This window comes from Kushneria phyllosphaerae, from assembly GCF_900312995.1.
GTDB lineage: Bacteria > Pseudomonadota > Gammaproteobacteria > Pseudomonadales > Halomonadaceae > Kushneria > Kushneria phyllosphaerae.
Window position 1 is genome coordinate 437,095 of record NZ_ONZI01000003.1, and the last position, 19,970, is coordinate 457,064.

The 19,970-nt window shown below is 50.3% G+C and carries 17 protein-coding genes; all 17 read left to right on the forward strand.

The genetic code is table 11. The annotated features are described in order from the left end of the window. Positions 1-156: 156 nt before the first annotated feature. The 17 genes from glyA to KSP9073_RS11990 all read left to right on the forward strand — a co-directional run bounded on the left by glyA (position 157) and on the right by KSP9073_RS11990 (position 19,950). Positions 157-1,419: a serine hydroxymethyltransferase gene (gene glyA / locus KSP9073_RS11910; protein WP_108843169.1), complete on the forward strand. Its 1,263-nt coding sequence runs from the start codon at positions 157-159 to the stop codon at positions 1,417-1,419. A 253-nt stretch (positions 1,420-1,672) separates the two neighbouring features. Next, positions 1,673-2,797: a Wzz/FepE/Etk N-terminal domain-containing protein gene (locus KSP9073_RS11915; protein ID WP_108843170.1), complete on the forward strand. Its 1,125-nt coding sequence runs from the start codon at positions 1,673-1,675 to the stop codon at positions 2,795-2,797. Between the two features lie 57 nt (positions 2,798-2,854). Continuing rightward, complete coding sequence (locus KSP9073_RS11920; protein WP_108843171.1) at positions 2,855-4,054, forward strand: MATE family efflux transporter; 1,200 nt, start codon at positions 2,855-2,857, stop codon at positions 4,052-4,054. 37 nt (positions 4,055-4,091) lie between these two features. After that, positions 4,092-5,090, forward strand: a complete 999-nt coding sequence (gene pseB, locus KSP9073_RS11925; protein ID WP_108843172.1) for a UDP-N-acetylglucosamine 4,6-dehydratase (inverting) — start codon at positions 4,092-4,094, stop codon at positions 5,088-5,090. Then, positions 5,090-6,250, forward strand: coding sequence for a UDP-4-amino-4,6-dideoxy-N-acetyl-beta-L-altrosamine transaminase (gene pseC, locus KSP9073_RS11930; RefSeq protein WP_108843173.1), 1,161 nt, complete (start codon positions 5,090-5,092; stop codon positions 6,248-6,250). Before pseB ends, pseC begins: the two co-directional genes overlap by 1 nt. Then, a complete protein-coding gene (pseF, locus tag KSP9073_RS11935) occupies positions 6,247-6,963 on the forward strand; it encodes a pseudaminic acid cytidylyltransferase (protein ID WP_108843174.1) in 717 nt (238 codons plus the stop codon). Before pseC ends, pseF begins: the two co-directional genes overlap by 4 nt. Then, on the forward strand, positions 6,960-8,105 hold the full coding sequence (pseG, locus tag KSP9073_RS11940) for a UDP-2,4-diacetamido-2,4,6-trideoxy-beta-L-altropyranose hydrolase (protein WP_108843175.1): 1,146 nt from the start codon (positions 6,960-6,962) through the stop codon (positions 8,103-8,105). Before pseF ends, pseG begins: the two co-directional genes overlap by 4 nt. Further along, positions 8,102-8,623 carry a UDP-4-amino-4,6-dideoxy-N-acetyl-beta-L-altrosamine N-acetyltransferase gene (pseH, locus tag KSP9073_RS11945; protein WP_207771465.1) on the forward strand — a complete coding sequence of 174 codons (522 nt, stop codon included), beginning with the start codon at positions 8,102-8,104 and terminating at the stop codon, positions 8,621-8,623. The genes pseG and pseH overlap by 4 nt, the downstream gene beginning before the upstream one ends. Beyond that, positions 8,620-9,672 (forward strand): pseudaminic acid synthase, encoded by a 1,053-nt coding sequence (gene pseI / locus KSP9073_RS11950; RefSeq protein WP_108843176.1) that lies wholly within the window; start codon positions 8,620-8,622, stop codon positions 9,670-9,672. Before pseH ends, pseI begins: the two co-directional genes overlap by 4 nt. 46 nt (positions 9,673-9,718) lie before the next feature. Continuing rightward, complete coding sequence (locus KSP9073_RS11955; protein ID WP_165814245.1) at positions 9,719-11,167, forward strand: capsular polysaccharide export protein, LipB/KpsS family; 1,449 nt, start codon at positions 9,719-9,721, stop codon at positions 11,165-11,167. Between the two features lie 54 nt (positions 11,168-11,221). Then, complete coding sequence (locus tag KSP9073_RS11960; RefSeq protein WP_133241019.1) at positions 11,222-12,583, forward strand: DUF6418 domain-containing protein; 1,362 nt, start codon at positions 11,222-11,224, stop codon at positions 12,581-12,583. A gap of 106 nt (positions 12,584-12,689) precedes the next feature. Next, positions 12,690-13,769, forward strand: a complete 1,080-nt coding sequence (locus tag KSP9073_RS11965) for a glycosyltransferase family 4 protein (protein ID WP_108843179.1) — start codon at positions 12,690-12,692, stop codon at positions 13,767-13,769. Between the two features lie 37 nt (positions 13,770-13,806). Further along, complete coding sequence (gene gmd, locus KSP9073_RS11970) at positions 13,807-14,925, forward strand: GDP-mannose 4,6-dehydratase (RefSeq protein ID WP_207771475.1); 1,119 nt, start codon at positions 13,807-13,809, stop codon at positions 14,923-14,925. 2 nt (positions 14,926-14,927) lie between these two features. Further along, entirely contained in the window at positions 14,928-15,902 is a 975-nt protein-coding gene (gene fcl, locus KSP9073_RS11975; RefSeq protein WP_108843416.1) for a GDP-L-fucose synthase, read from the forward strand. After that, a complete protein-coding gene (locus tag KSP9073_RS11980) occupies positions 15,841-17,124 on the forward strand; it encodes a glycosyltransferase WbuB (protein WP_279310066.1) in 1,284 nt (427 codons plus the stop codon). Before fcl ends, KSP9073_RS11980 begins: the two co-directional genes overlap by 62 nt. Before the next feature lie 12 nt (positions 17,125-17,136). Next, complete coding sequence (locus tag KSP9073_RS11985; protein ID WP_108843182.1) at positions 17,137-18,546, forward strand: mannose-1-phosphate guanylyltransferase/mannose-6-phosphate isomerase; 1,410 nt, start codon at positions 17,137-17,139, stop codon at positions 18,544-18,546. A gap of 21 nt (positions 18,547-18,567) precedes the next feature. Next, positions 18,568-19,950: an undecaprenyl-phosphate glucose phosphotransferase gene (locus KSP9073_RS11990; protein WP_279310067.1), complete on the forward strand. Its 1,383-nt coding sequence runs from the start codon at positions 18,568-18,570 to the stop codon at positions 19,948-19,950. The last annotated feature ends 20 nt before the right edge of the window (positions 19,951-19,970 follow it).

Here is a 19,970-nt window from a genome sequence, read left to right on the forward strand (position 1 = left end):
ATGTCTTTTTTCAGGATGTCGCTCTCGCATCCGAGATGGCCGCGTTTCAAGTGAAAGGCCCAAAAGCGTTGTGTATGATGACGGGCAACGTATTTTCTCCACGCGCCTGTGCAGCTTGTCTGGTGCGTTCTCAACCTTCTGGTATCGAGGAAGTTCATGTTCACACGCGATATGACCATTGCCGGCTATGACGACGCCCTCTGGCAGGCCATGCAGCAGGAAAACGGCCGTCAGGAAGATCACATCGAGCTGATCGCCTCGGAAAACTACACCAGCCCGCGCGTCATGATCGCTCAGGGTTCTCAGCTGACCAACAAGTACGCCGAAGGCTATCCCGGCAAGCGCTACTATGGCGGCTGCGAGTTTGTTGACGTGGTCGAAGAGCTGGCCATTGCCCGTGCCTGCGAACTGTTTGGCTGTGATTATGCCAACGTGCAGCCGCATGCCGGCTCTCAGGCCAACAGCGCCGTGTTTCAGGCACTGGTCAAGCCGGGTGACACCATTCTGGGCATGAGCCTGGACGCGGGTGGCCACCTGACCCACGGTGCCAAACCCAACTTCTCCGGCAAGCACTATAACGCCGTGCAGTACGGGCTGAACGACCAGGGCCTGATCGACTATGACGAAGTCGCGCGTCTGGCCCGTGAGCATCAGCCGAAAATGATCATCGCCGGTTTCTCGGCCTACTCACAAATCATCGACTGGTCACGCTTTCGCGAGATCGCCGATGAAGTGGGGGCATGGTTTTTTGTCGACATGGCCCACGTTGCCGGTCTGGTGGCTGCAGGTGAATATCCCAGCCCGCTCAAGCATGCTCATGTGGTCACCACGACCACGCACAAGACCCTTCGTGGCCCGCGTAGTGGCCTGATCCTTTCCGCCGCGGGCGATGAAGACCTTTACAAGAAGCTCAACTCCGCCGTGTTCCCGGGCGGGCAGGGCGGCCCCCTGATGCATGCCATCGCCGCCAAGGCCGTCTGCTTCAAGGAAGCGCTGGAACCCGAGTTCAAGGCCTACCAGCAGCAGGTTGTCAAGAACGCCAAGGTCATGGCCGGTGTCTTCATGGAGCGCGGTTTTGACGTGGTCTCCGGCGGTACGGAAGATCACCTGTTTCTGCTCTCGCTGGTCAAGCAGGGCCTGACCGGCAAGGACGCTGATGCCGCTCTTGGTCGCGCTCATATTACCGTCAACAAAAACGCCGTACCGGGCGACCCGCAAAGCCCGTTCGTCACCTCCGGTCTGCGTATCGGCACCCCTGCCGTGACCACGCGTGGCTTCAAGGAAGACGAATGTCGCGAGCTGGCCGGCTGGATCTGCGATATCCTTGATGCCATGCAAAAGGGTGACAGCGCTGATGCAGAAGAAACGGTGAAGAACCAGGTCGCAAAAGTCTGTGAAAGGCTTCCTGTCTATTCATGAGCCGCTAATTTTGTTAAAACAGCCACGCACACAGCGTGGCTGTTTTGTATCCAGGGGAAGCCTAATTCAGTGGTTTTTCTGGATTTAATCGAGAGGATCTCGTGAAGATCGACCTTTGTCAGCAATTTTATTGCATAAAGCATGACCAAATCGTGTTTTAAAAAATTTTGTATTATTTCGTGGCGGTGTAAAAGCGAAGCGCACCTTTAATAAGCTAAATTTAAATGCATGCTGAATATTTTTTGAGGGAAAAATGGCTGGCAAAGAAGAGACAAACAACTTGGAGAGTAACGAGATCGATCTCGTCGAACTTTTCAGGACGATACTGCGCGGTTGGAAAATCATTTTTGTTTCCCTGGTTTTTTTTACATGCGCAGGATTGCTTTATGCTTTTTTAAAGACGCCTGTTTATCAGTCGTCAACTCGCATCATAACGGCCGATTCCGCAAATCTTGCTGCGCTTAATCAGTTTCAGTCGCCCTGGCAAGTCATGGGAAATGATTTGATCAAGCCGAATAATATTGGTCAGTATGAAAATTATAACGTTTCTCCAGATTATGCGCACTATAGATTTAAAGAGAGAGTGGGTAGTTCTCAGAATTTTCAGAAGTTTGCAATAGAGAGCGATTTAAAGCTGCAGAATACGAATTCGATTTTTTCAAACAGCTTTGATTTTAGTGAAAGCAAGAGTGGTGATTATAGTTCGCTGACAATTAGCTATCGCTATGCTGATGATACGCAAGGGGCGAACCTGTTGAATAATTACGTTGCCTGGACTGCTGGTCAGGTACGTAACGAGCTTGTTGATAATTTTGTTCAGTTCAATGATTTGAAAATTAATGAGCTCGAGTCGAAGCGGTCACTTTTGAAGGAAAAATTAATCAGTGAGCGTGAAGCAAGAATTTTTGAGCTTGAGCAAGCTATACAGACCGCACGTTTGTTGAATATAAAAGAACCTACAGTTCCTCAGGAGCTGGGACGTCAGCGTGGGTCTAACCAAGGACTTTATGCAGGTGTTCAAGGCAATGACTGGCAGCTTCCTCTCTATTTCATGGGGGTTAATGTCCTTGGCGCAGAAAAAGAAATAATACAGCAACAATTGGATAAAGGGCTTTCCTCTGAAGAGATTCGTGATCTTGGTCAGAAAATCACAGAGCGTCAAAGAGTTGACAGATCATATAAAGAAATATCGGGTGAGAGTAAGGAAAGGCAGTTGGCCGGCATAAAGGTTATAAATATTGTTGATGCTGCTTACAGGCCGGCCGAACCAATAGAACCCAATAAAAGAATGATACTCTTCCTGGCTATTTGCATTGGGGGAATGGCAGGCGTACTGGCTGTCATTGTGCGTAGATCAATAAGACTTAATAAGTCCTAGGTAATGATGGATTCGTCTTGTCTAAAAATTGTCAATGTTGCTCTGAGAGGAGCAACATTGGTCTCAAAGTTTTTTTTCATTTTTTTTCTGGCTTATTACCTTGAGCCTCATGCGGTCGCATTGTATGGACTGTTAACAGTGACTGTCAGCTATTCACTGTATGCATTAGGGTTCGATTTTTATACTTATAGTACTAGAGAGTTGCTGGGCAACGTACAGGATCAATGGGCAAGACTGATAAGGGATCAGGGTGTCTTTTTCGCCTTGACGTACATTCTGGTTTTGCCGTTGTTGGCGCTTGTTTTTTTCTTTGAATTACTGCCATGGTTTTTAGCGCCGTGGTTTTTTATGCTGGTCATTGTCGAGCATCTCTCTCAAGAGTTAAATCGGTTATTAGTCGCTATTTCCAAACAGCTATTGGCAAGCGTGATACTTTTTTTGCGTTCAGGGTTGTGGGCAATAATAGCCGTTATATCCTTTTGGTTGTTTCCGCAAACCCGGTCACTGGAATATGCTTTATCAGCCTGGGTTTTGGGGGCATTGATATCCTGCATCATTGGTATCGTAGCCTTGTCGGCGCTCGAAAGGAAAAATTTAAAGCAGTCTGTAGACTGGAAGTGGATCCGACGTGGTATAGCGGTCGCCGTACCTTTCTTGATAGCCACGTTGTCCATACGTGGCGTTTTTACTATTGATCGCTATTGGGTAAAGCTGATTGCGGGACAGGAAATACTGGCATCTTATGTGCTGTTTGCAGGGATCGCCAACGCTGTAACCTCATTTCTTGATGCTGGTGTCTTCGTTTTCTTGTATCCAAAAATTGTTAGTGCCTTTACAAGAAAAGACCAAAAAGATTTTGTCAGCGGGATGCGCTCCCTGCTTCTTCAGACGGTGCTGATTGCAACATTGCTGAGCCTTGCTGCTGCTATTTTGGTTCATCCATTGTTGTGGTGGTTAGGCAAGGATGTTTATAGCCAGAATGTCGGTATTCTTTATGTTGTTTTATTCGCGATAGTACTTTATGCGATAAGCATGGTGCCCCATTATGGGTTGTACGCCATGTCGAAAGACAGACATATAATATTCAGCCATCTGGTCGCATTGCCTCTTTTTGCGCTGTCAGCGCTGGTGTTTACCGGATTCACCAGTGTGTATGGTATACCGTTAGCATTATGCTTTGTTTTTCTCGCTATCTTGATTTACAAGGCCATTGTTTATCAGCGCTGCAAGTCAAGACTTGAGTGGGCGAGCAGTTAAACTCCAATCTCACAATTATTTGAACAGGTAAGTGTCAATGTTTAATGATGCATCAATACTCGTAACAGGTGGCACGGGCTCATTTGGTCATACCTTTATTCCCATGCTGCTGGAAAAATATAACCCCAAGAGGGTCATTATTTTCTCTCGCGATGAGATGAAACAGTGGGAGATGGCCAAAAAGTTTGTTGGTGATGACCGGGTGCGCTTTTTTATCGGCGATGTCCGCGATCGCGAGCGCGTCTACCGAGCGCTGGATGGCGTTGACTATGTCGTCCACGCGGCAGCGACAAAAATCGTGCCTACTGCCGAGTACAACCCATTTGAATGCGTCAAGACCAACGTCACCGGCGCCATGAACCTTATCGATGCCTGTATCGATAAGGGCGTCAAGAAGGTAGTGGCACTGTCCACGGACAAGGCCAGCAGTCCCATCAATCTTTACGGTGCCACCAAGCTGACCTCGGACAAGCTTTTTGTTGCAGGCAACTCTTATGCCGGTGGTCATGAGACCCGCTTTTCAGTGGTGCGCTATGGCAACGTCATGGGCTCACGTGGGTCGGTCATTCCCTTTTTCATGTCGATCCGGGATAAGGGTGTGCTGCCGATTACCGATGATCGCATGACCCGGTTCATGATTTCTCTTGAAGAGGGCGTGGAGCTCGTCTGGCACGCCTTTGAAGATATGGAAGGGGGCGAAATTTATGTCAAAAAGATTCCTTCCATGAACGTGACGGATCTGGCCCGTGTGATCGCGCCTGAAGCAAAGCAGGAAGTTGTGGGTATTCGCCCCGGCGAAAAACTGCATGAGCAGATGATTGGCTCGGAAGATGCGCACTATACCTATGAGTATCCCGAGCACTTCAAGATCCTTCCGGCGATCAACAGCTGGGACAAGGATGCCAACCGAATCAAGGATGGCAAAAAAGTGCCTGAAGGGTTTGTATACGCCAGTGACAATAATAGCGAATGGATGAGCGATGAGACGCTCAAGGCCTGGATTGCTGAAAACTGGGAAAAGATCGGGAGCATCTGATGATTCCATATGGTCGCCAGGACATTACCGACGCCGATATCGATGCTGTTGTTCAGGTATTGAAATCAGACTATCTGACTCAGGGGCCGACGGTACCCGCTTTTGAAAAAGCGCTTGGGGATAAGGTCGGTGCCAAACATGCACTGGCCATGAACAGCGCCACTTCAGCGCTTCACCTGGCCTGTCTTGCACTTGATCTTGACGCAGGGGATTGGCTCTGGACCTCACCTGTGACTTTCGTTGCCTCTGCCAATTGTGGGCTTTACTGCGGCGCCCGTGTCGATTTCGTTGATATCGACGCCGAGACGTACAATATCAGTCCGGATGCGCTCGAGAAGAAGCTGATAGAGGCAGAGCAACAGGGGCGACTTCCGAGCGTCGTAGTGGCGGTACACCTGAGTGGCCAGCCCTGTGACATGCAGGCCATCCATGCGCTGGGGCAGCGCTATGGGTTTCGCATCATCGAAGATGCCTCCCATGCGATTGGGGGCAAGTATCTGGGAGACTACATCGGCAACGGTCGCTACAGCGATATTACGGTGTTCAGCTTCCATCCGGTCAAGATCATTACCTCGGCTGAAGGCGGAATGGCTGTCACCAACGACAGCGCCCTGTTCGAAAAGATGGCGCTGTTGAGAAGCCATGGCATTACGCGGGATGACGCTTCCATGCGCTCGGCGTCCCATGGGCCCTGGTACTACGAACAGATCGCACTCGGGTATAACTACCGGATGACCGAGCTGCAGGCCGCACTGGGGCTTTCACAGCTCGAACGGCTGGATGAGTATGTCGAGCGTCGTCACTCACTGGCGCGTCGATATAATGAAAAGCTGGCCGAGCTGCCGCTCAAGACGCCTTACCAGACCGACACCGGTTATTCGGCATTTCATCTCTATATCGTTCGGCTGGATCTCACACGCATTGCCACGGACCACCGAACCGTTTTCGAGTATTTGCGCGAGCAGGGCATCGGGGTCAATCTTCATTATATTCCGGTGCATCTGCAGCCTTACTATGAAGACATGGGATTTGCTCAGGGCGATTTTCCGGCATCCGAAGCCTATTACCGGGAAGCCATCAGCCTGCCGCTGTACCCGGGGCTTGCCGAAAGCGATCAGGATGAGGTTATCCGCGTTCTGACGCAGGCAATTTCATCATGACAGGCGTCGCGATCATTCCCGCCCGCGGGGGCAGCAAACGTATTCCGCGAAAGAACATCAAGGTCTTTTGCGGTGCACCGATGATCGCGCACTCGATCCGTGCTGCGCTTGCATGTCCGAGCATCGAGCGTGTTGTGGTATCGACCGATGATCAAGACATTGCCGAGACCGCTCGTCAGTACGGGGCAGAAACACCCTTCATGCGGCCCGACGCGCTTTCCGATGACTTCACGGGGACAATACCGGTGATGGCTCATGCCGCGCAGTGGCTCAAGGATCATGAAGCCCTGCCCGGGTTTGTCTGCTGTATCTATGCAACAGCGCCCTTTCTTTCTTCAGAATACCTGGAGCGCGGATTGGCTCAGCTTCAAGGCAACAGCGATGCTGACTTCGCGTTTTCGGTCACCGATTACGCCTTTCCCATCCAGCGCGCCCTGAAAATGACCGAGACTGGCCGTGTCCAAATGTTCAACCCGGAACATTTCTCGACCCGCTCTCAGGATCTGGAAGAGGCATGGCACGATGCCGGTCAGTTCTACTGGGGCAGGGCAGAGGCCTGGCTCGAGCAGCGCCCTTTGTTCAGTCCGCGCGCTTGCCCGGTAAGGCTTCCGCGTCACCGGGTGCAGGATATCGATACCCCGGACGATTGGGTGCGCGCCGAATGGCTTTTCAAGGCGATGCAGGCAGAATGCGAACATGGGGCGAGTTCATGAGCGCACAGCGTGATAACAGCTCGCGCGTCGTAGCCTTTCGAGTCGACGCCTCGCTGGAGATGGGCACGGGGCACGTGATGCGCTGCCTGACGCTTGCGCGCGCGCTCTCACAGCAGGGGGTGACATGCCATTTTCTGTGCCGTGATCACACGGGGCATTTGATGGGCGCGATCGAGGCGAATGGTTTCTCGGTACACGCTCTGTCGAACGCCGACTCGAATGGCTCTGCACCTCAAGGCACCGGTGTGCCAGCACATGCGCATTGGTTAGGGGCCAGTTGGCAGCAGGATGCCGAGCAGTCTCGATCGATCATTCAGGACATTGGCCCGGACTGGCTGGTGGTCGATCACTACGCCCTCGACGCGCGTTGGGAGAACGCGGTTCTACCCGAGGCGACTCGGCTTCTGGTCATTGATGATCTGGCGGATCGACCGCACGCTGCCGATGCGCTGCTTGATCAGAACCTGGGGCGACAGGCCGAGGACTATGAACATCTGGTGCCTGGTCACTGCCACCTGATGATCGGGCCACAGTATGCGCTGCTCAGGCCGGAATTCGCACAGTGGCGGCCCTACAGCCTTGAGCGCCGTGAGCACCGTCGGGAATGTCAGGAGCTGTCAATCAGCCTTGGCGGCGTCGACAAGGACAATGTCACCGGCATTGTGCTGAATGCATTGCAGCAAAGCGACTTGCCTGCCAGGTGTCATGTCACGGTGATCATGGGGGCAACAGCGCCGTGGTTGGGTTCTGTCAGGGAGCAGGCGGCCAAACTGCCCTGGTCCACCGAGGTCGTGGTCAACGTCGATGATATGGCGCGCCGGATGGCAAATGCCGACCTGGCGATCGGCGCGGCTGGAAGTACGTCCTGGGAACGCTGCTGTCTTGGTTTGCCAACCATTCTGCTCGTGCTGGCCAGCAATCAAAGAGAGGTCGCAGCATCGCTGGAAAGGCAGGGGGCCGCGATCGTTGTGCCGGCCGGGGATATTTCACAAGCACTGCCTCTTGCCCTGCACACGCTTGCTTCTGCAAATGCCCTCGATCAGGCAAGCCGGTATTCAGCCTGTTTGCTTGATGGTCAGGGGACTTCTCGAGCCTTGCAGGTTGTTTTATCAGGTATGAAACGCTCAGGTAATGTTGAATGAAAGACCGTCTCCGCGACATGACATCCGATGATCTAGACATGGTGCTTGGCTGGCGCAATCATCCGGACGTTCGCCGTTGGATGTATACCCAGCAAGTGATTGAGATTGAGGAACACAAGGCCTGGTTCAAGCGTGCCGAAACGATGCCTGAAAGGCATCTGCTCATTTATGAGCAGGATGAAAAGCCACTGGGTTTTGTGAACCTAAGCATGGTGGATCAACGGGCTGCCAGAGCCGAATGGGGATTTTATCTTGCTCCTGAAGCGCCACGCGGTACCGGGGCCAGACTTGGCGCCTGCTCGTTGGATCATGCCTTTTCAACGCTCTTTATCCATAAGCTCTGTGGTGAAGTTCTGGCCAATAACAGCCGTTCCCTGCTGTTTCATGAGCGTTTGGGCTTTCAGCGCGAGGCAACACTGCGGCATCATTTTTATGATGGGCATACTTACCATGATGTCATTGGCTTCGGGCTTTTGATCGAAGACTGGCACTCCATGCAACAAGGAACGACGTTATGACCAACCCCACACTTGAAATCGCTGGGCGCAGCATATCGGTACATCATTCGCCATATATCATTGCCGAAATTTCAGCAAACCATAACGGCAATATCGAAACGGCTTTTGAAATCATGCGGGCGGCCAAAAAGGCAGGTGCCGACGCGGTCAAGATTCAAACCTACCGCCCTGACACCATCACACTGAAAAGTGACAGGCCGGATTTCAAGATTACGGATGGTCTCTGGAAAGGCCATACGCTCTATGACCTTTACGAGTGGGCACACACACCGTGGGAGTGGCATGCCAGACTGTTTGAATATGCCCGTTCGCTTGGCATCACCCTTTTTAGTTCTCCCTTTGACACGACCGCCGTTGACCTGCTGGAAGAGCTTGGGGCCCCCGCCTACAAGATCGCCTCGTTTGAAGCCATTGATCTCCCTCTGATCGAGTATGTGGCGTCAAAGGGCAAGCCGATGATTATTTCCACCGGCATGGCCAATGATGAAGAGATTCAGGAAGCCGTCGATGCAGCCCGAGGCGCCGGCTGCAAGGAACTTGCCATTTTGCACTGCGTTAGTGGTTATCCGGCGCCTGCAGAAGATTACAACCTGCGTACCATTCCCGACATGATGGAGCGGTTTGGCTGCGTAACCGGCCTGTCAGACCACACCCTGGACGACACCACCGCTGTGACCAGCGTGGCGCTTGGCGCATCAATCATCGAAAAACACGTCACGCTCGACAGAAGTGGCGGTGGCCCCGATGACAGCTTCTCGCTTGAACCCGAAGATCTCACGGCCCTTTGCCGAGACACCAAAACCGCCTGGGCGGCTCTGGGCCAAGTTGACTATGGCCAGAAGTCGAGTGAGTTGGGGAACATCAAGTTTCGACGCTCGTTGTACTTTGTCAAAGCGTTGAAAGCCGGTGACATCATCACGGAAGACTCCATACGGAGCGTGCGTCCAGGGTTTGGGGTGGCACCAAAGTATAAAAACACTATCGTTGGAAAAACCATACAGCGGGATGTGGACGTCAACACACCCGTATTAAATGACGATCTAAAATAAAGACAGCTCTATTTAAAGCCTTGGTGGTTAGATGGGGGACGGGAATATGAATTTTCTGGTGTTGTCGAACGGAGCACCCAAGTACCACAGGTTTTTTAACGGTTTTTCCAAAAAGTTAAAAAGTGACGGTCATAACGTCTTTTATGCCGTAGATAGCCATGTGTCGCTTGATGAAAACGAAGTGCTCGACAATGAGGTTGAGTATAAGGTCTTCTCAGATTATTTCTCACGGCATGAGATTGATGAAGCCATGCTTCGTGAGTATGGGGAATATAACATCAATTATGCACTGCTGTCCGATCATGACCGCTCTGTTGAATACGGTATCTGGGGGGAGCGGAGTAACGAGTTTTATGAAAAACTGAAAAGTGCTCTATTGTGCTATTTTTCAGAGATCATTGTTGAACAAAAAATTGATGTCGTTCTTTATGAGAATGTCTCAAACTCGTTTGCCTATTTTTGCTGGCTTGTGTGTCAAGAGCACAGGGTTAAATATGTAGGGTTGACCGGCAACCGGCTTCCAGGACGATTCTGGATCACGGATAACCCACTGAAAGAGCATGAACCTGTTCAGGCCGTTTTCGAGAAAATAAGAAATGGTCGTGTGGAGGTTCCTGAAGAAGTCGCCGAGTGGTGCAGGGATTATCTTTCCAATATAGAAAGCATTAGTCCGGATTATATGAAATTTAATAATCTGGATAATGTTAGCATTTCAGGAAAATATTTTAAAAAGGACAAGCTGGAAAAGTTCGTTTCTGGCGTTCGTCATGTTAATGACGACCATTACCATAGCTATCAGCGAGGAAATCCACTTCTTTTTTCATGGAGCCTTTTTACACGTAGTGTAAAAAGAAAGATGAAGATAAGGAGAGTAACTTCGATGTATGATCAGCCTGATAGCGGCGATCAATTTATATTGTATCCTTTACATTTTCATCCAGAGTCCTCGACCTCCATACTGAGTGGCAGCTATTTAAATGAATACGAAGTGATCCGGAATGTAGCGTTTAATCTCCCTCAGGGGATCAAGCTCTATGTAAAGGATCACATGAGTGCCTTCGGATTTCCGTCGTTAAAGTTTTATCGCCAATTGAAAGGCTTGCCCAACGTAAAGCTGTTACCTCCTGACGCGCCAACCAAGAAGTTGATCAAGTCGTCGAGAGCTGTCATCACCCTCACCAGCACAGTCGGCTACGAGGCTCTTCTTTTAGGTAAACAGGTTTTTCTGTTCGGGGAAGTCTTTTATCAGTTTCACGAAGATGTAATAAAGATTGAAAATCCCGCAAAGCTTCATGAGCTTCTGTATGAAGCTTTGGCAAACAAAAAGAATGAGGCATCGTCTTATCAATATACGATAGATTTTTTGGCTGCTTACTACCTGAGCACGTTGCCGGGCAGCCTTAACCTGATGATGGATGACAATCAGCAGGCCGGAGCGCTTGTCGATCAGTTATATCCGCATGTCATGGATTATATCGACAGGGCTGTCAGCTAAGTTGAAATACGAGGTGTTGGGAAATTTGATAATCGGGTATCGAGGCAGCAAGCAATGAATATATCTGTTTTGCCGGGTGTTCTGCTGATTTTGTTGAGTTCATTGCTGCTGGTGTTGGAGCGGGCCACAGGGCTGTTTGGTCAGCCGGCTATTGCTGCGGCGTTTTTTATCCTGATGGTGCTGATTTACCTGACGAACATTTTTATCAAAAGTCGTGAATTTACGATTTCCTACTTTTATCAAATTTTCTATTTTATATTTTTGTTGGTCAGCGCTGCTATAGTGGCGAACGGCGCCTACATGATAGAGATAGCCAAGGAAGGCAATGCTAATGGCGTTTTCTGGGCTTTGGCAATTTTCTTTATTACGGGGCTTGAGGTTTCTCGTTTTGCTTATTATTGCAGTATGAGAAATTTCGAAAGGCTTCCGTCGCCTCGTGTCCATATAGCCGTTGAAAAAGGCATTCTGCTCGCAATTGTTTTCCTTGCGATCGCGATCTCCTTTTATGTGCTTGTGCGCTATTCCAGCCCCTACCTTTTAAAAATCGAAAGAAACGATTTCTGGACAGCAGTCGTACCCTCAAGCCTTGGGTTTGTCCCCTCGCTTATTTTTCAGACCTTTTTTCTGGCGCTGTCGCTGTACTGGATGAAAGATGGTGGTGACAAAAAACTGGCTTCTGTCATTGTCCTGAGTTATCTCTTTATCACTGTGTTTGTACTTGGGCAGAAGATGTCATTTGCCATTACCTACACAATGATTCTGGGGTTCTTTATAGCGGCTCACAAACCCGACTTTAAGATAAGCTGGCGCGTGATGCTTGTGTCAGGTCTGGCAGGCTTGTCGGTTCTGGGGCTTTTGATTTACAGCTACGTGATCATAGGCAGAGATGCCGATTTTATTCTTATTCGGGTGGCACTGCAAAGTCAGTTGAACTGGAGTGTGCTTGATGGTCCGGAGTTTCCCTGGTTTTCGACGGTGCTCGCATCATGCTATCTGGGTTGTCAGGGTTTCGATTCCGGCGCTGATTTTATGTCTTACTACTATCTGCCGGAAGCGGTTTATAACCATTACACGAATACGGGTACCGGTCTTTCCGGTTTTTTCCCCGCGCTTTCGATTTTCTCGCTTGGATTTCCGTTAGCCCTTGTCGCTTATATGCTAACTTCATTTGTAATGGGTATACTTCAGGCCTATCTGGTCAATCATATCAGACGAAAAAATATCATTTTCAGCTTTTTGGTGTTTAAGATTTATTTTGCCGTAATCCTGTTTGTTTATGCAGGTATTCAAGTTATTTTTAATAAGCCGTTTTGGCTGGCGGTGTTATTGTGTATGGCAATGCTGGTGCTGTTGAAATTATTCAGTAAGCAGGATCGAGGCAATGGCGACGCTGGCTTCAGGAAAGTGCATGAATGATCTGATTGCCGTTAAATGAGTGTGACGTGCCTTGGTGCGTGTTATGTCTGGGCGTTTTACGGGTTAATTTCCTTGGAGATTCCAAGGTATAAAAGGTTGGTAAAGTATGAAGTATGATGTGATTATGGCAGGTCCTTTTCCACCTCCCGTGCATGGTATGGCCTCGATAAACCTGTGCGTTTACAAAGATTTCGTCCAAAAAGGAAAACAGGTCAAGTTTTTAAACACATCTGCCAAAAATTTAAAGCGCGGCTATTTCTCAAGGCTTGGAAGAGCGCCAAAAGTAATCTTGAATCTGCTTATTTTTATGGCCAAGGTCCGGCAATGTAAAAACTTTTACTCAAGCGTTTCTGGAGGGAAGGGACAAGTTTACGAGATTCTTTTTACGGCGGCGGCTCGGGTTTTCAGGAAGCAGGTTTATCTGCACCATCATACCTTTTCATATCTCGATAACTATAGCCGGCTCACGATGCTTATGACCAGGGTGGCTGGCCCGGAAGCAAGGCATATTGTTTTGTCCGAAGAAATGGCTCAAAAAATGAGAGATAAGTATGGTGCAAAAAGGGTGATAGCCGTTTCAAATAGTGCCTTTCTGGTTAGCAATGAAAGTGCCGCCATCAAAAAAGAGCCCAAGAGTAATTTAATGGCGATTGGCTTTATGAGTAATATTGCCAAGGAAAAAGGTATTTTTGAGTTTCTGGATTTTTTCACCGAAGCCAATAAAAAAGGATTGCCGGTAAAAGGAGAGATTGCTGGCCCCTTTCAGGATGAGGAGATTAAAAGCGAAGTTCTTGAGAGGTTAAAGCAGCTTCCTAACGTGGATTATTTGGGGCCAAGGTATGGTGCGGAAAAAGAGCTTTTTTATAATGGAATTGATGTTCTTCTGTTTCCGACTATTTATGCGAATGAAGCCGAGCCATTGACCATTCATGAAGCGATGAGTCATGGCCTCCCGGTTATCGCTTATGGTCGAGGCGCCATACCCGAGATACTTGATAAAGAAAGCGGTGTTGTCATTGATGTCCACCAGCCGTTTGTTAGCATTGCGTTGACACATATAGAAGAGTGGATAAAAACCCCTGTTCTTTTTAAAAGATTGTCTTGCAATGCGAGAGATACTTTTGGCAGATGCAGAAGTAGCAATATATCGATTTGGAATGAAATTAGTTCGCAGGATTTTGGTTGAACCTTATCTATGACTGCAGGCTGAAAATAGTATGGCTATGAAAAAAGCGTTGATAACCGGTGTGACAGGACAGGACGGTTCCTATCTGGCCGAATTGCTTCTGGAAAAAGGCTATGAGGTCCATGGCATCAAGCGTCGTGCCTCCTCGTTCAATACACAACGAGTGGATCACATCTATCAGGACCCCCATGTCGAACATCAGAACTTTATTCTTCACTATGGTGATCTGACCGACTCTTCCAATCTCACCCGCATTCTTCAGCAGGTGCAGCCGGATGAGGTTTATAACCTGGGGGCACAGTCGCACGTGGCGGTCAGCTTCGAGTCGCCTGAGTACACTGCCGATGTCGATGCCATGGGCACGTTGCGGATTCTCGAAGCGATACGCTTGCTTGGGCTGGAAAAGAAGACGCGTTTTTATCAGGCATCCACTTCAGAGCTGTACGGGTTGGTCCAGGAAATCCCGCAAAAGGAAACAACGCCTTTTCACCCGCGCTCTCCCTATGCCGTGGCCAAACTGTATGCGTACTGGATCACGGTCAACTATCGCGAAGCCTACGGCATGTATGCCTGCAATGGCATCCTGTTCAATCATGAATCTCCGCGCCGGGGGGAAACCTTTGTAACGCGAAAGATCACACGAGGGCTGGCCAATATTTCCCAGGGGCTGGAGAAATGCCTCTACATGGGGAATATGGATGCCCTGCGTGACTGGGGGCATGCCAAGGATTACGTGCGCATGCAGTGGATGATGCTGCAGCAGGAACAGCCTGAAGACTTCGTGATTGCAACAGGCAAACAGATTTCTGTTCGTGATTTTATTGCCATGAGCGCGAGAAACCTCGGCATTACCCTGCGTTTTGAGGGGAGCGGCCTCGAAGAAGTGGGTATTGTTGAATCAGTGGATGCGGAGTTGGCCCCGGGGCTTGAATGTGGCAGTACTGTGGTGCGCGTTGACCCCCGTTATTTCCGTCCTGCCGAGGTGGAAACCCTTTTGGGTGATCCGACGTATGCTAAAGCCAGGCTGGGTTGGGAGCCTGAAATAAGTGTCGAAAGCATGTGCGCCGAAATGGTTCAGGAAGACCTGAAGGTCGCTCAGCGCCATGCCCTGCTCAAGGAGTTTGGACACACGGTCACGATATCGGTGGAGAATTGATCATGCCGGAGAATCTGGATCGACCTGTATTCGTCGCAGGCCATCGCGGGATGGTCGGCGCGGCTATCGTTCGCCGTCTGCAGGCACTGGGCTATAGCAACATTCTGACAGCGAGTCGCAGTGAGCTGGATCTGCTGGACCAGCGAGCGGTGCTGGATTTTTTTGAAACCTATGAGATCGCAGAAGTGTATCTGGCGGCGGCCAAAGTGGGCGGGATTCATGCGAACAATACTTTTCCTGCAGATTTCATTCATGAAAATCTGGTGATCGAAACCAACCTGATTCATGCCGCGCATCAAGGCAATGTACAGAAGCTTCTTTTTCTCGGTTCTTCCTGCATTTATCCAAAGCAGGCCGAACAGCCCATGCGTGAGAGTGCGCTATTGACCGGACCGCTGGAGCCGACCAACGAACCCTATGCACTTGCAAAGATTGCCGGAATAAAGCTGTGTGAAAGCTTTAATCGACAATATGGCCGCGATTATCGCAGTGTCATGCCCACCAATCTTTATGGCCCGTTTGACAACTTTCACCCGGAAAATTCTCATGTTGTTCCTGCCCTGATACGCCGCATTCATGAGGCCAAACAGCTCGAGTCTGAACAGGTCACTATCTGGGGCAGCGGCAAACCGATGCGTGAGTTCCTGCATGTCGATGATATGGCTGATGCCTGTATCCACGTCATGCAACTCGATCAAGAGGTTTATGCTGAAGCGACGGAGCCGATGCTTTCGCACATCAATGTCGGTACGGGGGTTGATTGCAGCATCAGAGAACTGGCTGAAACGCTCAAGGAGGTTATCGGCTTTCAGGGGGCGCTGGTGTTTGATACCAGCAAACCTGACGGCACGCCTCGGAAACTGCTTGATGTTTCCCGGCTGGAGGGGCTGGGCTGGCGTGCGGGGATTGGCCTGCATGAAGGACTCCAGAACGCCTATCAGTGGTATTTGGAAAACATGGATCACGCAAGGCAATGAGAATGGAACCTTGATGAAGATACTGCTTTATGGAATCAACTATAAGCCTGAACTCACGGGTATCGGTAAATACTCGGGAGAGTTGTGCGAGTGGTTGTCAAGTCAGGGGCATGATGTCCGTGTTGTTACTGCACTGCCTTACTATCCTGCCTGGCAGATAGATCCTGGCTATTCAAGATGGTGGTTCAAAAAGGAAAGGGTGGAAGGCATCAATGTATTACGGTGCCCGTTATACGTACCCAGGTCTCCGACCACCATCAAGCGTCTTTTTCATTTGTCTTCCTTTGCACTGACGTCCTTTTTTGGTCTGTTTGCCAATTTAAAGTGGAAGCCCGACCTGGTTATCCTGGTGGCGCCGACGCTTTTCTGCGCCCCGGCAGCTATCGCCTTTTCCAGATTGACTGGGGCGAAAAGTGTTATTCATGTGCAGGACTATGAAGTTGATGCAATGTTTGGCCTGGGTCTTGCCCAAAAGGGTGGGGCCGAGAAAATTGCATACAAGGTAGAACGTTACCTGCTTGATGGCTTTGATTATGTGTCCACCATTTCAAAAGCCATGTTGAAAAAAGCAGTGAGCAAGGGCGTCGAAAAGGAGAAGACGGTATTTTTTCCGAACTGGTCAGAAGTATCTCGATTTAGCGATGCCATCAAGGACAATGACTTTCTGTCTGACCTTGGTATCAATAGCCAAAAAAGAATAGTGCTTTATTCGGGGAATATGGGAGAAAAGCAGGGTCTTGAGTCGGTAATCGCTGCTGCAGATATTTTGCGGGATCGATCGGACATACAGTTTGTCATGGTCGGTGAGGGCGGTGGAAAAAGCAGACTTATCAAACTTGCCGAAAAACAAAAGCTGGAAAATATTGTTTTTCTGCCCCTGCAGCCCTATGACAAACTGCCGACGCTGCTGGCCTCTGTCGACTGCCATCTGGTTGTTCAGCGTCGCGGTGCCGCTGATGTTGTTTTACCTTCCAAGCTGACGAACATTCTGGCTGTAGGGGGCAACGCGGTGATTACGGCGGATCCGGAAACGGAGCTGGGCATATTATGTCGGGACTACCCGGGTATTGCCGAGTGTGTCGAGCCTGAATCCAGTCGTGCTCTGGCCGAGGGAATTCTGAGCGCTTTGGAGAAGTCTCAACCCAATGTTGTGGCTTCAGAGTATGCGGCCAGAAATCTTGACAAGGCTCAGGTGATTCAAAACTTCTTAAACTCGATTTGAGCACCCTAAATCATGTTTTTACCTGTGATCATGGCCGGTGGCTCCGGCTCACGTCTTTGGCCGCTTTCTCGCCCCCTGTATCCCAAGCAATTTTTGCCGCTTGAAAATAACGGACATACCCTGCTTCAGCAGACCGTACAGCGGCTCGAGAAACTTGATCATTTACCTCCCCTATTGATCTGCAATGAGGAACACCGATTCCTTGCTGCTGAGCAGATGCGCGTCAAGGGGACTGATCATGGCGGCATCCTGCTTGAACCCTTTGGGCGTAACACGGCGCCGGCCATCGCCCTGGCCGCAATTGGAAGCATGTCCAACGGTAATGATCCCGTTTTGCTGGTGTTGGCAGCAGATCACTACATGGATGATGTGGCTGCTTTTCAGGAGGCCGTGCGCAAGGCTCAAATGGCGGCTGAAGAAGGGCACCTGGTCACTTTCGGCATAAAGCCGACGCATCCGGAAACGGGGTATGGATATGTCAAGGCTGGTGAAGACGGGGCTCAGGACTACATACCTGTAGAGTCTTTCGTGGAAAAGCCTGACGAGGTGACGGCACAGCGCTATCTGGCTGAGGGCGGCTATTACTGGAACAGCGGCATGTTCATGTTCAAGGCCAGCCGTTACCTGGAAGAACTGGGCAAGTACAGGCCGGATATTCTGGAAGCCTGTCAGCACAGCATGGCTCATATCAGCGCCGATATGGACTTCCTTCGTATTGATACCGCCGCTTTTGAAGCCTGCCCATCGGAGTCCATCGATTATGCCGTTATGGAGCATACTGACAGTGCTGTCGTGGTGCCCATGGAAGCTGGCTGGAGTGATGTCGGCAGCTGGTCAGCCGTTTGGGAAGTTAATGACAAGGATGAGGCAGGCAACGTTAGTCATGGTGATGTGGCCATCCATCAAAGCAGCAACTGCCTTGCGTACTCTCAAAGCCGCCTTGTAAGTCTGGTAGGGCTGGATAACATCATGGTGGTGGAAACCAAGGATGCTGTACTGGTCGCCAGCCGTGACAGCGCTCAGGAGGTCAAGACGCTGGTAGAAAGGCTCAAGACCGAGCAGCGCAAGGAAGTATTGCAACACCGCGAAGTGTACAGGCCCTGGGGGAAATACGACGCGATTGATTGCGAACCCCGTTATCAGGTCAAGCGTATTACGGTGAACCCGGGTCAGAAGCTTTCGGTGCAAATGCATCATCACCGTTCAGAGCACTGGGTGGTCGTTTCTGGAACTGCTCTGGTAGGTATTAACGGTGAAGAGCAGCTGGTTGCCGAAAATCAGTCTGTATACATTCCATTGGGTGCTACACATTTTATGGCGAACCCGGGCAAGATTCCTCTGGAGTTGATCGAAGTCCAGTCAGGCGCCTACCTGGGAGAAGATGATATTGTGCGCTTTGACGATATATACGGCCGTCAGTAGTTTCGCGAGGTAACCGGAGTTGTGGCTAACAAGGGCGCATTATTAATTGAGAGAGCACCACTGCCACTGCTCGCAATGGTGCTGGATGCTATCGCTATTCTTGCTGGCGGCATGGCCGCTTATTTCTATCGATTTGGTCACTGGGATGTTGAAGAGCGTTATTTCTGGGCACTGACCGTCATTACCTTGCTGTTGTTGATGCTCAATAGCTCAGCTGATGCGTATCGGCGCTGGCGTACCCGCAGATTTTACGAAATTCTGTTCAAGCTATTGCTGGTATGGGGTGGTGTGACCGTATTTGCCACCTCTATCATCTATTTCGTTCACGTGGCTGAACGATATTCGCGCCTGTGGTTGGTGCTGACAATGGCGCTGTCCTTTGGCATTGCGGTCTCTGTGCGCTGGGCGGCCAGAGCCGTTCTGGCGCGCTATCGGTTACGTGGACGCCATCGGCGTCACGTTTTCATGATTGGCCCCGGGGCGACTTTATTGGGCATTAGCCGTCATATACGGGCTCAGCAGGTCGCAGGATATTCCGTGGCTGGCGTACATCGTTTAAGCGGTGATATTGATTCGGAAAGCCTGACCTGTATATCGCGTCGCGTTGCAAACTCTGGCTGTAGTGAAGTCTGGATATGCATGCCATTAAGCATGGGCAGCGTGGTGCAAAGCCTGATGTACGCCCTGCGCTATCAAACGGTAGAGATTCGTTTTTTTCCAGAGCTTTCTGATCTGCCGCTGCTCAATCATCGGATCAGCGAAATAGTGGGGCTTTATAGCATCGATTTGAGCGTGAGCCCCATGGCCGGTGGCGCGCGCCTGATCAAGCGACTGGAAGATATTGTTCTCGGAACGATCCTGTCCGTTCTGGCATTGCCGATGTGCATTGTCATTGCTATCGCCATTAAATGCTCGTCACCAGGCCCCATATTGTTCAAACAGCATCGTACCGGGTTCAATGGAAAGCGTTTCAAGGTGTACAAGTTTCGATCAATGAAAATCCACAAGGAAGCCCATGGGCAGGTGACTCAGGCCCGAAAGGGGGATAGTCGCCTGACGCCCATAGGGGCCTTTCTGCGTCGCACTTCCCTGGATGAGCTACCGCAATTTTATAATGTGCTGCAGGGGCGTATGTCGATCGTTGGCCCAAGACCGCATGCACTGGCGCACAATGAGCATTATAAGGAGCTGGTGCAGTCCTACATGCAGCGTCATAAGGTAAAACCCGGTATTACGGGCTGGGCACAGGTCAGCGGTTTGCGTGGTGAAACGGATACCCTGGAAAAAATGCAAAAGCGCGTTCAGCATGATCTCTGGTATATCGATAACTGGTCGCTGACGCTCGACCTGAAAATCATTCTCCTGACGTTTGTGAAGGGGTTTATCGGCCAAAATGCTTATTAGCTTATTGGCCAATTAGGGCG